Genomic DNA, 16,370 nt, shown 5'->3' with positions numbered 1-16,370 from the left:
AAACTGCCCCAACACCAGAGGAGTTTTCCTTGGTATTTGGGGCAGTTTGTTTATTCAACCATCAAGATTTGATGAGAAGCATTTGATCATAATACTGAACGATAGCCAAGTCGAGTTTGACGCTTAATTGATAGACTTCAGAGTCTAAAAACGAGCTGCTAGCCGCAGCCGCATGAAGCCTTTTTCGCAAATCTTCGATGATCCGTTCCAGTCCTACCAGGTTTTGCGTCGATGCATTCATGTTTAGCCCTCCTTTAGTTTTCAGTCCAAGCGCAATATGGTTATTTCGTATTCATCGTTACAGTTCTGCTCTCACGATCCCAAGTTACTTGTCCGCCAAAAGTCTCGCCAACGAATCTTGCCGGCGCTACAGTGAATCCATTGACCAGCCGCGCCGGCTCGTCCAATCGCACTACACGCCCGTTGACCAAGGCAGAAGATTCATCCAACACCAACTCTACGGTTGTTTGTCCTTTACTCGCATGTACCGTTCGCGTTGCCGCATCATAGTCCACAGTTGCTCCAAGTGATTCAAAAATGGCTCTGAGAGGCGCCATTGTCGAACCATTCACGATTACCGGTGCCTGTTCGAAGCGCTGTTCCTTCCCGTCTATTTGGACAGATACTTGGGAGGATATGCGATAAGAACGGCTCTTAATGAATTGACCCGACTTGTTATAAACGTTTACCTCCAGCACCGAGCCTTCCGGAACATCTCCTGCCTTAAGATCTATACCAAAGGGCAAGCTTGTTTGCGATGCTAATAAGGTGCCATTAAGAACGTATTCCACTTTCCCTACATAGGTATCAGGAATTTTCACAAAGGGAATAAGTTTCGTCTTCTTCGAAAAAAGAAACGTATCCGTCGAGAGCTTCGTATACCCCGTTTCATCGACAGGACTGCTGCCCTGGGAGACCTCTGAAAGCAGATAGGGATTGGAGATCATCTGACTGTAAAAGCTCTTAATCTCAGCTGAGTCACTTAAAGAATAATCATTCTTTGCATTGTTCATTTGTTGATCGACATCAAAATAAGTAATCGCTTTTAGCCGCGGATACTCATAGGGCATGATTTCATATAAGCGCTGAAGGTTGAGCTTCGCCCACTCCGTGAAATCTTCATCCGCCGAATGTGAGTAGTGTGGAACGCCCGTCTCGCTCAGCATGAGCGGCTTGCGATCGGAATAAGTTGCATATAAACGTTTCAAACGTTCAATGTGGCTTGTAGCGATCATTGGAGGCAGAGAAGGATCTCCGTTCTCATAGGGCTCGATGTACAAACTCACGCCCACCCAATCCACATAGTCATCGCCAGGATAATAAGGATCAATGTCATCGGCCGGCACATCGCCGGGACTCCACACCATGGCTATATTGGGAGCTTCTTTAGCAAATACATCATGCAGCATACGGAATTTCTCCCTATATTGAGCCGGGTTCCCATGCCATTTTACCCAAGCGCCGTTCATCTCTCCGGCAAATCGCAGAAAAATAGGAATTCCCGAGACTTTCGCCGCTCGGGCCCACTCACGCAGGTACGCTCCGTCTTCGACTGGATCCAGTCCGTCATCCGGTTCCCACGCAATCTGAAGGGCGGAGCCCGCTTCCTTCGCTCTATTCGCATAACCTTCAGGGAAGTCCTGTCCCCAGTGAGAGTATGCCAAGAAGATTGCATGCTTCTTACCATACACTTCTGCTGCTTGAATAAAGTGGTTCCCTACCTCAGGATCCTGCTCTGAGTAAAGTCCGATGTATGCTCCAAATGCCGGCTCAAATTTGGCCAATGTACCGCTTTTAGGAGTAGCCGCTGCTTTCAATCGATATGTATCTCCGGTCTGAGCATAAAGCTCGATCGTCGTTCGGATCTGGTCGGCCCTCTGAAGTTTGACAGCGCCCCAATCCTTACCGGCATTGACCCAATAAGAATTCTCCATTTCGTAATAAACAATCGCTTGTTCATAATCTCCGATCGAATCATAGTAAGCATCTAGTTTGCCGCAAAATAAAGCCGCATTCTCCCAATCACCTGTACCCGCATAATAGTCGGATAAATACTTCCATAGTGGAGCTGCTGCTGCAAGATTGCCTTCCTTGACGAAGGACTCCGCCTTTTGCCAGCGATCCCAAACCTCATCCGCATAAGCGGCTTTCGGAGGGCTGAGCAGAGTTAACGTCAGCGCGAGGCTGACCAATGTAATCGCTCCAAGGCGAATTCTTCGATAATGGAATCCTATCACTATACCCTCCTTCCCCTTCCATTCCATGGAAGGTTTCTATATCCCATTATATAACAAAAAAAATGGTTTCGCGGATACGATTTGTATTATTGAACGGCAAGTTGTTAGCCGTTAAGTTGAACAAGCAGCGGAGGTGTTGTCCCCCGAAAGAAGAATGAAGAACCCAACAGCCCGCTGCTTGTTTACTCACGAATACGATTTATTTGGATGAGCGTACTAATACAGCACGATTGCGTTTACGCTGCTCTTTGGATAATGGCTGCACATAAGCATGGTTCCCTCTTGGCGCAGCGCCTTTTATAAGGCCCGCCTTGAACGTTCTGTTCGCCGCAGGAATAGCAACACGTAATCCATAGGTGGACATCACAACTCCGAGAGGGTTGCTGATCGAACGAAGACCATCTGCCGTTCCTGCAAAGTTCAGCGCAGCGGCGTATCTGTCACTGGCGCGAAGCCAAACCGATCCTGAATCTCCCGGAAGCGATACAGGGCCGTTATTTCCCCGAATGACGGATTGGTTACGGAACAGTAGAGTCCCGAGCGATCCGCCGTAACTGACCCTTACATCTACATTGTTGGATTCTACCGTACCTCTAACGAATCCGGAGGTACGGCCGGACTTCATGACCTGAAGGCCAACCGGATAGCTCAGCAAATGGCCGGGAACTGTAATCAATTGACCCGATGAGCTAATCTGATACCTCGGATTTAACAGACTGTTGGAGGTAGGAATGGAGATGGCTGAATCCTGGTAGTTCACTTGCCCCGGACGGAGAGGAACGAATTGGAAGGCCCTTCCTACCCGATCAACGCCAGACTGCCCGCCGTCAGCCGGACCAGGCTGTAACGTTTCTGAGTAAGCCGTGCTGTTGTCACGAATGAGTACATGGTTATTGCTGAGCATGTAAAGCTGATTGTTTTTAATCACAATCAGTCCAACGGTACCCGTCGCTGCGGGAATTGCCTTCCCTATGCTTACGCCGCCGGGGACAGGACGGACTCGACTTCGATAAGAGGTGCGTTTCACAACTTTCGGTTTGGCCGATTCCGCATGCGACTTGAACGCACCGGATGAGACGATTCGAACAGGTACATTTGCTCCTGCTTTGGCCATGACTTGATTGACATAGTTCATGCCTGTCGGAACAATTTTCTTTTTCGTATAGACCACAATTCCCGCTCCAAGATTCGGCTTGTTCGGGTCGGCATATCCGACACCTACTGCCAGCACATCAGAGCGTTTAAGCAAAGCCATAGAAATCCTGTTCTTGTGCTTGAGAGCCTCATGAAAGGTCGCCATCTGCATTCTCCTCTTCCAGTAAGAATGGTACAGAATATGGCGACCTATTTGACACCAACCGTACTTCTACCTAAGTACGTTTTAAATATGCGTTCATCCTAGTAAATTCGCCTGATATCGAGTCATTTGCTAGAGTTCCTCCATCTCGATTCGGCTCCCTCTTCCTGATGGCTCTGCCGGATGAACGACCAGCTTCCTTGGCAGCCTTGCCCGCAGCTCCGGCACGTGGCTGATGACCCCAACAGCCAGACGATCCATATGCAGCTTCTCTAGAGCGCCGATCACCATTTCCAGGAGCTCCTGATCGAGGGTTCCGAAGCCTTCATCCAGGAAGAAGAATTCAAGTGGATACTCTCCCTTGAGCTGGATTTGCGCAGATAAAGCAAGCGCCAGCGCAAGGGAGGTTAAGAAGGTTTCGCCGCCTGATAAGGTGCTGACCGGACGTTTCACACCGCCGTTGGCATCGTCACGGATGACGAATCCCCCTCCGGAATCCACCTCGATCGCGTAGCGGCGGCGGGTTAGCCCTCCCAGCCGCTCGGAAGCGGCGCGGCTGACCTGCATGAGCTGTTCTTCGGCCAAATACTCGACGAAGGCGTTCGCCTTGAGGACGGCTTGCAGCTTGCCGAGCCGCTCCAGCTGCGCCGCAAGCTCAGCGCGGCGCTCCTCAAGCTCGCGCCAGCGCGCGTGGCGCGCGTCCAGCTCGGCGGCGGCCTGAGCCGCCTTGGCGTGCGCCGTCAGCGCCGCTTCGGCGCCGGCTTTGGCGGCAGCGAGCTCCGCCTGCGCCGCCTCCCACTCGGCCGCGCTCAGCTCGCGGCCCTGCAGCTTCGCTGCGAGCTGCGCCAGCTGCGCGCGCAGCGACTGCTCGCGCTCGCGGTGCGCAGTCGCAAGCGCAGCCCATTCGCGGCGCAGCTCCGGCGCCAGCGCAGCTTCTGCGGCGGCTTCTCGCGTAGCGAAGCCGCTCTCCTCGAGCGCTGCTTGCAGCAAGCGCTCGGCTTGGGCCAGCTGCCGCGCCAGCGCAGCTGCGGCTTCTACGGCGGCGCTAGCGCGCTGCGCCGCCTGCTGCTGCGCCGCAAGCGCAGCTGCGTGCGCTTGCTTGGTCTGCTGCGCGCGCGAGCGCAGCCCCTCGAGCGCGGAGGTCGCCTCCGCGATCTGCTGGGCTGCGGCGCCGCCGGGCGCGCGCTGCGCCAGCTGCCGCGACTTGTCCGCGGCCAGCTGCCCCAGCCCTTGCAGCCGCTCCTGCAGCTGCAAGGCAGTGCGGTCGAACTCCGAGACGCTGCGCTGGAGTTCTTCGGCTTTCACCAGCAGCCCGTCCAGGAACGGGATGCTCTTCTCAATGCGGCCGCGGAGCTCGTCCGCGAGCCTCTCCTTCTCCAGCAGCTGCGCAAGCTGCTGCTCAACGGTCTCCCATGCCAGCGCTTCATAGCGAGCTAGCCACGCTTCCTTCTGCTGCTGAACATTTTGCAGGATTGAAGCATGCTTATTCTCCGCTTCCAGCAGCATCGCGGCAGCCGTCTCGTGCTGCACTTCAGCCTGCACCTGAAGCTGCTCCAGCTGCCTTTGCTCTTTTTGCCAGTTCAGCCAGAGCTGGTCCAACTCCTTAAGCTGTAAGTCGATCGCCTGTGAAGCGTCTTGAATTTGATTCCAGACCAGCTTAGCCTTCTCCGCAGACAAGTGAACAAGCTCACCGGTATCAGTCTCTGAATGGGTGGTTTCCAAAGCAGGAGCTGCTTCCATGTATCCCTTCGAACGCATTCCTCCTGCTGTCGATAATTTAGAATTGACTTGCAGGCTCTCGGATAACTCCCTCATACCGTTATCAATCGAAGTCAAACGTTGTAACTGCTGTGTGAGTGTATACTTACATTGATTCGCCTGCTGCAGCAGCTCCTGAACCTCCTGATATATGAGCTCGGAGGACTGAGACTGAGCTGCTGGCCTACTGCTATGTGAGCTATGGGGCGAAGGATGTTCGGTTGCCCCGCATACCGGACATGCCTCTCCATCCAGAAGCTGGTCCGCAAGCTGTGCTGCAAGCGCATCCCGCTCCTCTTTTTTCCATTCGGTTCTGTAGGAATCGGATGCTGCAGCCAGCTGTTTTTGAAGTAAATCCATGCGGCTTCCCAGCTGGTAGGCTTCCGCCGATAGTCGAACAGCTTGTTCCCCCAGCTGAGCAAGGCGATTGGTCAGCAGCTCGTTCTTTTCCAAAAGTTCCGTTTTCTTTTTCTCCGCAGTTCCGGATTGAGCGGCTTTTTGCAGCTTGTCTCTTTCGCAATCCAAAAGCTGCGTTTCGAGGTCCAGGACAGATTTTTTATCCAAAACAGCCCCCTGAAGCAGCTGCCTTTCGCCCGAGCTGTAATTCAGCTGTTGCAATTGATCCTTCAGCTCGCCTTGCTTAAGCAAAGCCCGCTGCTTGGTTTCTGTATTTTTTTGCAGCTCGGCCTGTGCGTGTTCCAGCTGCTCTAAAGCCTTCTTGCGAGCTGCTTCTTCGTCAGCGATCTGTTTATGTAATTGCTGAAGCTCCTGCTCAAGCAAAAGTGCTTGTTGAAGCTGATCCAGACGCAGCAGAAGCGGTCCTTCCTGATCGGCGAGCTTTTGAAGAGCCTGCTCATTCGCTTCATAAGCCAGTTGGAAGGCTTGATCTGCAGCTTCTAAAGCACCTTGTGAATGCTTTACAGCCGTTTGTGCTTCTTCGGATTCCCTACTCAAGGAATCGGCTTGCTTCAGAAAAGGACGAACGCGCTCTGCCTGCTCCGCTTTTGTAAGCAGCAGTTCTTTTCGCGCAATGTCAGCCTCAATTTCCGTCAATTGAGCCGATTGCTGCAGCAAAAGCTCCCTTTCCTGCTGCCACTGAAACAACTGGCGCCTCTCATCATAGGCAGCTTCCTGCTTTTGCAGCTCCAGCTTCGTTCGCTCTGTCTCCCGCTCCGCCTCAAACAGACGGGTATTGGCCTCAACCAAGGCCTCCTCGGAAGCATCACCCAATCCTTGCTGCTCAGCCAAGACCTGCTTCACTGATACATCCGTCTCTTTGAGTCTGGAACTAACTTTGGCGCTTAGCTGATCACCGTACTGCTCCAAATGGAACAAACGCTGAAGCATTTGCCTGCGGTCTTTTCCCGTCAAGGTAAGGAACTCTGCGAACTTTCCTTGAGGAAGCACCACCGCGCGAGTAAAATCCTGCATGGAAAGACCCAAAATTCGTTGAACCTGCAGATTGACCTCACCTGCTTTGTCGGCAAGCACCACGGTTTCTGCATCCCGAATATGCAGCAGCCTGCTAATCGTACCTTGAATCGACAGCTCCGAACTGCGCTTAAACTGCCGGTCTACCCGGTAACGCTCCGTGCCGGCTGCATTTGTAAGCTCAAACGTAAATGAAACAGACAGTGTCTGCTCCGCGTGATTCATAATCGCCTGCGTGCCCCCGCTGGCCCGCTCCACTTTGCCGTAAAGCGCAAGTGTAATCGCGTCTAGAATGGAGGATTTACCGCTGCCCGTCGGTCCGAAAATCCCGAATACGCCAGCATCGACAAGGCGGCTGAAATCAATGGTTTGCAGCTCCCTATAGCTTTGAAGACCTGATAATTGCAATTGTACCGGACGCATGATCGTGTAACTCCTTCCTAACCTTCATCCCTCACACCCCTCCTAAGCAGCTCGGCTGTACAGATTGGTGAACCCTCTCTTTATCCCGCCGCATCCTGGTCGGCAGCCTCATTTTCCTGCAGCAATTCGAGAAACAAGCGCACAAGCTCGGGCTCAGGCTGTGCCCCTCCGGTTTGTCTTGCATAGAAGCGGCTGAATTGCTCCTCCATAGACATAGCGGAACGCGGAGCGGCCTCCCGTACTTGCTCCATCTCCGGATAGACCGGACGAATGTGAATAAAGCCATCGTACGATTTGCGTAAAGACTGAATCTGCTCCATGGACATAGCTTCGGTCATATGGACTTCAAGATCGATCCATGCAGACGAATCTCTCCCTTCCTCCAGCCACTGATGAACCTGACTGACGCCTTCTTTGGCCTTCCAGTTCACTAGCGGTTTACCCGATCTCAAGAACAGCTCTTGCGGTACCGCTTCTTGTCCCGGCACCAGATCAAGCACGGTTACGGATTTGGCCTGTCCCGCTTCCGAGAAGCTGTAGGCAAGCGGTGAGCCGCAGTAGCGAATCGGGGAAGCAGCCTTGACATTCTGAGGCCTGTGCAAATGTCCAAGAGCCGTATACTGCGCGCCCGCGCACAACGCGGATGTATCCACCGTGTAGGCGCCTCCCACCTGAATCGGTCGTTCGGATTCGGTTTCCATACCTCCCAGTACATAGAGATGGCTCATTATCAGATTCACAGTTCCCGCTTCAAAATGCTCCGCCTGTCTGCTTATAAGTGCGGCTACACGCTCCGAATACTTGCTGCGTAGAGCCTCCTCTTCAGCCGCATCCGAAAGTAATTCCTTCAGTCTTGATTCCGATGGATAGGGCAGCATAATGATTTTAGCCAGTTCGCCGGTTCTGGCAATCCCAATCGACTGGATATCAGTAACAGGCAGACCAACCAACCTGATGCCCTGCTGCGCCGCCAGCGGTGCCGAAGCAGCCAGCCGGTCAGGATGATCATGATTTCCGGAAATGACTGCTACCTGACGCTTTCCACCGTCGGCAAGTCTCGAGAGCCCTTCGTAGAAGAGCTGCTCCGCAGCCGCCGGAGGATTCACGGAGTCATACACATCACCTGCAATCAGAACAAGATCAATTTGTTGATCGTTTACGATGTCAACGAGCTCGTCCATAAAAGCGATTTGCTCCGTGAGCCGGCTCCTGCCCTCCAGGGTCCTGCCAAAATGCCAATCTGCCGTATGCAAAATGCGCATCGTGTCAACTCCATTCGCTACATATCAATGAGTAAAGAGCCGTCAAAGAAATATAAATATTTTCCTGTTACGGGACGCTTCCAAATGTGCTCAACCGCTCTGGCGTAAAGAGTTACCTGCACCTCATAGCGGCTTCTCAGCTCTTCTACGCTGCGGCCTTTCACTGCATCCGTTTTATAATCCACCAGCACTAGTCCATTTTGATCCTCAAATAAACAGTCAATAACCCCTTGAATCAACACCGTCTCGCCTTCCGTGGAGCGGTCCGCAGCGTGATAAACTTCCATCGCAGAGAGCCCGTAGCTGAAAGGCACCTCCCGTTGGACGCGGCCGGCCTGCAGCATACGCCTGCCGATCGGCGTTTCAAAGAAATTCAAAATCGTCGGGATATCCACTACAGCGCACTGCTCTTCCGTCAATAGCTGTTTCTCTAACATATAGGCAAGCTTATCCTGCACGATACTTGCAGTCATCGGCTCTGTGAGCGGTAAATTTTGCATGACGGCATGTACGACCGTACCTCTTTCGGCGGCTGTCAGCTTCTTTTTCTCCATAAACCGCGGTCTTCTTAGCACTGAGGTTCCAGGTAAAACCGAACGTGCAGCCGAGATGACAGGTTGCTCCGTATGATTCAGTTGGACGACAGGCGGCTCCATTTCTTCCGTTAACCGATTCAGCTGGGCGACAGGCAGTTCCATCTCTTCCGTTAACCGATTCAGCTCAGATAGACGTTTCATTTCGGAAACCGTTGTTTTGGAAAACAGCTTAGGAGCTTTAGCGTAGGTATACGTCCATGACAGACGATGATCCAGCCAATTCGACCACTGTCCGGCGCTGTCAACAGGTTTTAAAGCTTGAACAGCTCCCAGCATTTCACGATCTAGCGTATGAAGGCCTTCTTGAAGCTGGCTGCCGGTAATCAGACTCTCTGGCTTCACGATTCGGAAGCGCCAACTGGATGCATCTGATAGGAGGTGGACACCTGATGCAGCTTCACCGATGCCAAGTCTCTCCCTCCATTCCTTCGCATGCGGATGGCGCAGCAGGGCCGGACCTACCCAATCCAAGTAGCACTTGGCTTTGGCAAGCTCATAGTCAGGCAAATAACGCTGCGTCCTTGACAGATTTCTGCCCCATGCACGAAGCAGCTTATCCAGCGATTTTACTGTGCCCAAGAGGTATAGCTTCTCTCTTGCTCTAGTGAGCGCTACATAGAGCACGCGCATTTCTTCCGCTAGGAGCTCCAGCTTCATTCTGCGTTTAATGGCAAGCGAAGGAAGCGTCGGGTAGCTGATTCTAAGTCTAGCATCCACAAATCTCGGACCAAATCCAAGCTCCTTGTGAAGCAAAAAGCTGTCATTCAAATCTCGTTGATTGAACATTTTGGCCATGCCAGCTACGAATACAACCGGGAATTCCAGCCCCTTACTTTTATGAATGGACATGATCCTCACCACGTCCTCCTGCTCGCCAAGCGCGCGAGCCGTGCCTAGATCTCCTCCGCTGTCCTTCATTCTTTCAATAAATCTGAGAAAACGGAAGAGCCCGCGAAGCGAGGTGCTTTCATATTGTCTCGCACGATCATAGAGAGCGCGCAGGTTGGCCTGCCGCTGCAAGCCTCCGGGCAGACCTCCAGCAAAGTCGTAGTAGCCGGTCTGTCTGTAAATACTCCAGATCAGATCTGCCAAGGAGCCCTGTCTGGCTTCACTGCGCCATGCTTCGAGCAGATGGAGAAAGTGTTCCAGCTTTTCTTTAAGCGTAAGCGGTCCTGCTCCCTTTGGCTGCTCATTAAAAGGCTGAGTCCCTTCTTGGGTTGCTTCTTTGCCTGATGCGATTTCCAGCATACTCTGTGCCCAAAATCCTTCACTGGCACGTTCTTCGAGAGTTTCAACTGAATCCTTAGTCGCATCCTGGACTTCCTTTACCGACTCAGCCTCATTTTTTACAAATTGAAGCACTGCCTCATAAAAAGGCACCTGCTTTCCACTTACCCGCACCTGCGCCAATTCATCGGCCGTCAGTTGTACAATTGGCGAACGCAGTACGGCCGCAAGCGGCACGTCCTGATAAGGATTGTCGATGACCTTGAGCAAAGAAATCATGACCTCAACCTCTGTCGCCGAGAAATATCCCGTGCTCAAATCGGCATAAGCAGGAATGCCCATTCCCTTCAGCTCTTCAATAATAACCGGCGCCCATGCCGAGGTAGCTCGAAGTAATATCACAATATCCCGGTACGTGGCCGGACGTGTTCCTCCCGTGCGTTTATCAAACACCTGGAAGGCCTGCCGGTCGCTTCCTTCTCCCACCAGTTCGCGAATCTGACTCGCCATCGCGCGCGCTTCCAGCTGCACCGTCTCCAGCTCCTGCGCATCCTGAACGGGATCGAGAGCTTCTGATGGCGACGAACCCGCTGATGTTTCTGAACTGCTGGATGGTTCCGTATCATTTTCCTCGGGTTCAGATGATTCTTCCGCCTCAGTCATTTTGTCAATGATGAGCATTTCCACAGCGCAATCTGCGGCCGGCGGAGGATACCCTGCTCCGTATACGAGCTCCGCTTGCTCATCGTATTCAATTTCCCCGACCGTTTCGTTCATAACCTGCTTGAACACATAGTTAACGGCATGCACCACCTCACTCCGGCTGCGGAAGTTCCTCGCCAAATCAATCCGGAGGCCTGCTGCTTGCTGCTTCTGTGATTCGAGAACGGCCGATTCTTTACTTGATCTGAATGCTTTATATTTCTCCAAAAAGAGTCCTGGCTCCGCCAAACGAAAGCGATAAATACTCTGCTTCACATCGCCAACCATAAACCGATTACCTGGTTTGGAGTTGGAGATAAGCTCCACAATCGCCTCTTGCACACGATTCGTATCCTGATATTCATCCAGCAGCACTTCAGCAAACTGCTTTCGATAAGCAAGCGCAGCCTCAGAAGGATACAGCTCTCCGGGCATGGACCCGCTTTGGCATAAGATTTGCAAGCAATAATGCTCCAAATCGGCAAAATCAATTAAACCCTTGTCGGCTTTCGCCGCCTGATATCTTGCGCCAAAATCCAGGACGAGATCTACAAGTGTATGAAGCACAGGGGCCAGCTCCGCCAGCTCCTGACCGAACTGCTCCGGCGTCCTGCCGAACAGATCTTCACGGATTTTGCCGATGATATCCTTCGCGCGGTTGCGCAGCTCTTTGACCTCTTCCTGCAGCTCCTTGTCATAATCATCGCCCTTGCAGGCCTTCAGCTTGCCGAAGGAAGCAGCTTGAAATGCCTCGTACATCGACGGCCAAGAAGTAGACGCCGCTTCCCGAAGACTATCCACGAGCAGTAGATCATCCCTCAAATTATCCTGATAAGGCGCAGGGCCACCTGGCATATCTATGACGTCCTGCGCCTGCCTTAGAAGATCAGCTGCGCCTTCCAGCTCCAGCTTCACATCCTGAACAAGGCTTTGTACCCATAAGGAATAATCAGCAGGCGCTGCGCCAGCTGCAACTAATGGCATCGCCTCTTGCATGGCGGCAGCCGCTTCATCCATATTCGGCTCGGCAGAAACGATAGGCTGCGGCCCGAACATAGATGCCATCGATCTCAGCCAATATGACGGCCACGGATGGCTTCTTGACACATCGTAAAGCTTCAAGATCAGCTGCATGATGGCGTCATCGCTGCGCTCCCCGCTGAAGGAATCCATCAAGCGCCAAAATGCACTGTCCTCTACGCTCTCCGAGTAGTACTGCTCGAGCATTTCCTGAAGCAAATCGTACCGCAAAAGCTCCCCTTCAGTCTCATTCGCAATACGGAAACCCGGATCCAGCTTAATTAAGCTGAAATAACGTTGAATGACTTCCAAACAAAATGAGTGCAGCGTGGTAATCGAAGCACGCCCCATCAGGGCAAGCTGCTTACGCAGGTGCTGGGAGTGCGGCTGCTTGGTCAGCTCCTTCTCCAGCGCTTCACGAATGCGGTGTTTCATCTCGGAAGCAGCAGCTTTCGTAAAGGTAGCCACCAGCAAGCGGTCTACATCCACGGGGTTCCATTCATCGGAAATCCGACGGATAATCCGTTCGACCAGCACCGCTGTTTTGCCGGAGCCTGCTGCAGCAGCAACAAGCATGTTTTGGCCGCTTAGCGTAATCGCGTCCCATTGATCGTCCGTCCATGTGCTGCCTTGCGGCTTGGGATACTGTTTTGACATCGGTATGCCTCTCCTTCCTGCAATTGTTTATTTCGGTGCCGTATGCTGCTCCATTTCGGACCACACTTGATCTTTAGGCCGCTGTTTCCATACCTGCTGTTCATTGCCTTCAAATAAAGGATCGTATTGGCATACCGATCGATACGAGCAGTGCATGCAAGCGGTCTTCTTGCCTAATCGGAACGGCGCAATATCTACGTGACCATTCGTAATATCAGTCCCAATGCGGCGCACCTGTTTGCGCACATAGTTGCGAAGAATGTCCCACTGGGCATCCGTAGCCACCGACGAATTCGTATAGAAGCTTCCATCTTTTTTCAATGCGACCGGAATCAGCTGCGAATGGCCTGGTGCATCAATGAGTTGACCATCCATAAGTCCCGCAACGTCTGCGTCGGCCGTAACCAATCCTTTCATCTTAAAACGTTTGCGAAGCTCCTTGTCCACCTCAGCGGGATCTATGGCATTCTTTTGCTGCAGCATCGGATTATGAACGTGAAAATAAAGTACACCGGCGGGCTTAGCTTCGATACCCAGCCACTGCTCGGCGTGTGTAAGGATGACATCCAGATACGTCAGCATCTGAAGAGAAAGGCCGTAATACACTTCGGACAGATGCAATGAGGTCTGGCTTGATTTGTAGTCGATCACGCGCAGCAGGACACCTTGTTCACCATCCGCTCGGTCTACACGGTCAATCCGTCCGATGATTTCCATCGTACAGCCGTTCTCCAGCTGAAACGTTAGCGGTGGCAGTTCTTTGCCCGGTCCAAAATCAATCTCCAATCCGAGCGGTTCAAATTGGCCGTGCCTTGCATGCTCACCCAGCACTGCTGCGGCTCTGCCAACGATTTGCTTCAGTTTCCGCGCAATGTAGGCATATCGGCTTGAACTGAGCAAAATTTCTCCTTGCAATCTCGGGGCAAGCTCATCTACAACCTGTGAAGACCTTTCCATGCATTCCTCTGCCGTGAGCGCTCCCCAATCCAGCTGATCCTGCTGAAGCTTTTGCACAAATTGATTCAATGCAGCATGAAACAGCTGCCCGATATCGGGAGCATCCAGACGGAACACTCGTCTTTCCTGAAGTCTCAGCCCGTGGGATAAGAAGTGCGCAAACGGACAAGCAACGTATTTCTCCATCCGTGACACACTCGCCCTTAAATGCTTGCCGTACAAAAGATGGCTAGTATGGCCAGATAAGCTATGCTCTTTGTTCGTATAAGTTATCGCCTGGATGAGCGCGTTCATCTTGTTCAGCCATTCTGGCTTGACGGCATACCAATTGTAGACGTCCCACCATAGCTCTGGCATCGTCCCGCCTTGCATCCATTGCTTCATGCGCACTGCCAAATAGGAAAGTGCCTGGTTCGGATGTGCCAGGTATTCCAACTGCTCCGCTTCATTAGAATCGGGAGATGGCTCGGCCAGAAGCAACTGCTCGCGAACTTGCGGAAATAAACGACGCAGCTGCTTAATCAGCTCGGACGGCAGCAGGGATTTGCCCTCTTCATCTGCGAGCGGGTAGCTGAGCCACAGTCGATTGGATGGAACAGTCAAGGATGTATACACGATGAACTGTTCGTCCAGCAGCTTTCTCGTACTGCCGTCTGCCATTGGCAAACCGGACATCAGGAGCGATTCCCGCTCCGACTCCGTAAGTACCCCTTTTTCATCCATCTGTGCCGGAATGACTCCATCGTTGACACCAAGTACGTACGCATAGCGAATACCACTCGATCTGGTACGGTCCATGCTGCCGATAAGCACCTGATCCATGGAAGGCGGCACCAACCCAAGCTTCATGCTCTCGGCGCCTGTCTCAATCAGTGCAGCAAACAGCTCCGTCGATACGGAATCGTCTGTCATCGTCTCGACGAGCTGGTCAAGCATATCCATGACACTGTTCCACATTTGCCCATGCTCGCGCGCTTTCTCCGGATGGCCTGACTGAAGCTCCCGAAGACTCCATGCATCGAGCTTGTTCGGGGCCTCTACATCCATCAGCAATCCATACAATGCTTCTACCTGCTGCTGCACGTTTTTGGCCTTTTTGAGCCGCCCAGCAAACGTATGCAAAGGTGTTACCACCCACATCCTCGCCTCATTCAGGCGCTCAAGCTCTGAGGAAACCGCAGCATCCTCAGCTAGGTCAGGCTGTTCCAGATTCATGCGATGCCTGTAAGCCCACGGTTTGCCGTCTGTCCACCGGTAGCCCTGAATGCCAAACGCCAGGACATAATTCTCCAGCTTATCCATTCGTTCCCTAAGGGTAATATCGTCACCCGGCAGAAGAAGATCTGTTTTGACACAGCGGAACACGGCGTCATAGTGCCAGTTGTGCTGAACGATCTCGAGCGCCGATCGAATAAATTCAATGAGGGGATGATGCAGAACCGTTCTTTTCTGATCAAAAAAGTGCGGTATCCCATAATCGGTCAGGACCGCTTTGAGCAAATCGCTATAGCCCTCCATGTTACGGACCATAATGGCAATATCGCGGTAACGGACATGCTTCTCCCTGACGAGATGAAGAATATCCCTTACAGCGCCCTCCACTTCGGCTCTTCGGTTGACTGCTTCCTTGATGACCAGCTGCCCTTCCAGTTGAACACCTTCTTCGGACACAAACTTGCTGTCTGCTCCGCCGATCCGCTTATCGTATGAAGCTTCCAAATGAGCGAGTGCAGGACTCTCTTGGAACCGCGGAAACGTTTCTGGCTGTAACAAGACGACTTCCGCAGGACCGATCCCAAGCTGCCAGATCAATTGCTGCAGCCGAACCATCGTCGTCGCGGTCGGATGAAACAGATCAAGCTCATCGGGTTGATCCTCAGCCTCCAAAGGGCGATCCAGACATAGCGTGATCGTAACGGACTTGCAGACAGCAAACAATTGTCCGACGACCGCAAGCTCTTGCGGTGTAAAACCATGGAAGCCGTCGATCCATACGTCTGCGCTTCGCAAATAAGCCGAATGGGCCGTTTGCTCTGCCAACAGCGTCAAGTAATCCTCTCCATCCAGATACTGCTTGGACAGCTCCGATTCAAACACACGGAAGACTAGGCGAATATCATGGAGCTTATCCGTCAGCAGACCGCTGCCGCCGATAGCCTGCACATTGCTTTTCTCAAATGCTTCGAGCTGATCCGCCGAGACGCGGTATCTTTTTAACTCTGTAAACAACTGATTTAGCCGATCCACAAAGCCTAGCTGCTCCGAGGCGTGTCCGAATACGCGAAGCTGGTGCTTGTAAGTATGTAAAATGCTTGTGAGCAGCATTTGTTTCCCTGTATCGTCGATCGGCTGTCTCGCTGTTCCGCCCTCTTCCTGCATGACGCGCCAAGCCAAGCGGTGAAAGCTGAGTACCTGCGCGCGAATCATGCCGCCAATGCCCGGATCGGACACAATGGCATGCTCAGCCTGGAACGTAGCCTGCTCAGGTACGAGCAGAACTAGCGGTTCGCCTTCCGGATTCGCCAAAAGCTGTTGTTTCATTTCTTCCAGACAGCGCCTGCTCTTTCCGCTTCCGGCCCGCCCGATCACAAATCGTATAGACATGCTGGGCCCTCCTATTTTTCAACATGATATTCCTTTATTCTATCATATTTTTACTAGAAACGAGGCGTACCAGATGCTGCCACAGCACAGATCGGTAAGATATTCAAGTTATTACAATCTTCTGACGAGATTAAAAAAGCCCGGAATTTCCATGACAGAATGACATGGAAACCCAGACTTCGTACTCTCTATTCAATTG

Annotated in this window: 7 protein-coding genes; all 7 read right to left on the bottom strand. The window is 52.5% G+C overall.

Annotated elements, in window-relative coordinates; translation table 11 throughout:
* Positions 1-61 precede the first annotated feature (61 nt).
* A complete protein-coding gene (locus tag L0M14_RS07990; RefSeq protein WP_235121643.1) occupies positions 62-241 on the bottom strand; it encodes an aspartyl-phosphate phosphatase Spo0E family protein in 180 nt (59 codons plus the stop codon).
* A 40-nt stretch (positions 242-281) separates the two neighbouring features.
* Positions 282-2,237, bottom strand: coding sequence for a stalk domain-containing protein (locus tag L0M14_RS07985; RefSeq protein WP_235121642.1), 1,956 nt, complete (start codon positions 2,235-2,237; stop codon positions 282-284).
* A gap of 199 nt (positions 2,238-2,436) precedes the next feature.
* Positions 2,437-3,537 carry a S1 family peptidase gene (locus L0M14_RS07980; protein ID WP_235121641.1) on the bottom strand — a complete coding sequence of 367 codons (1,101 nt, stop codon included), beginning with the start codon at positions 3,535-3,537 and terminating at the stop codon, positions 2,437-2,439.
* 129 nt (positions 3,538-3,666) lie between these two features.
* Entirely contained in the window at positions 3,667-7,146 is a 3,480-nt protein-coding gene (locus tag L0M14_RS07975; RefSeq protein WP_235121640.1) for an SbcC/MukB-like Walker B domain-containing protein, read from the bottom strand.
* Positions 7,147-7,226: 80 nt separating this feature from the next.
* A complete protein-coding gene (locus tag L0M14_RS07970) occupies positions 7,227-8,408 on the bottom strand; it encodes a metallophosphoesterase family protein (RefSeq protein ID WP_235121639.1) in 1,182 nt (393 codons plus the stop codon).
* A gap of 17 nt (positions 8,409-8,425) precedes the next feature.
* Positions 8,426-12,610 (bottom strand): helicase-exonuclease AddAB subunit AddA, encoded by a 4,185-nt coding sequence (gene addA / locus L0M14_RS07965; RefSeq protein WP_235121638.1) that lies wholly within the window; start codon positions 12,608-12,610, stop codon positions 8,426-8,428.
* A gap of 27 nt (positions 12,611-12,637) precedes the next feature.
* Positions 12,638-16,171 carry a helicase-exonuclease AddAB subunit AddB gene (addB, locus tag L0M14_RS07960; RefSeq protein WP_235121637.1) on the bottom strand — a complete coding sequence of 1,178 codons (3,534 nt, stop codon included), beginning with the start codon at positions 16,169-16,171 and terminating at the stop codon, positions 12,638-12,640.
* Positions 16,172-16,370: the final 199 nt, after the last annotated feature.

Origin of the sequence: Paenibacillus hexagrammi (assembly GCF_021513275.1) — a bacterium.
GTDB lineage: Bacteria > Bacillota > Bacilli > Paenibacillales > NBRC-103111 > Paenibacillus_E > Paenibacillus_E hexagrammi.
Note: the sequence above shows the minus strand (reverse complement) of the source record. Positions and strands in the feature narration are given on the sequence as shown.

Bases quoted from the DNA above. Each gene is read 5' to 3' on its own strand.
- L0M14_RS07980 (WP_235121641.1), bottom strand. From the start codon at position 3,537: ATGGCGACCTTTCATGAGGCTCTCAAGCACAAGAACAGGATTTCTATG.
- addA (WP_235121638.1), bottom strand. From the start codon at position 12,610: ATGTCAAAACAGTATCCCAAGCCGCAAGGCAGCACATGGACGGACGAT.
- L0M14_RS07970 (WP_235121639.1), bottom strand. From the start codon at position 8,408: ATGCGCATTTTGCATACGGCAGATTGGCATTTTGGCAGGACCCTGGAG.
- L0M14_RS07990 (WP_235121643.1), bottom strand. From the start codon at position 241: ATGAATGCATCGACGCAAAACCTGGTAGGACTGGAACGGATCATCGAA.
- L0M14_RS07975 (WP_235121640.1), bottom strand. From the start codon at position 7,146: ATGCGTCCGGTACAATTGCAATTATCAGGTCTTCAAAGCTATAGGGAG.
- addB (WP_235121637.1), bottom strand. From the start codon at position 16,171: ATGTCTATACGATTTGTGATCGGGCGGGCCGGAAGCGGAAAGAGCAGG.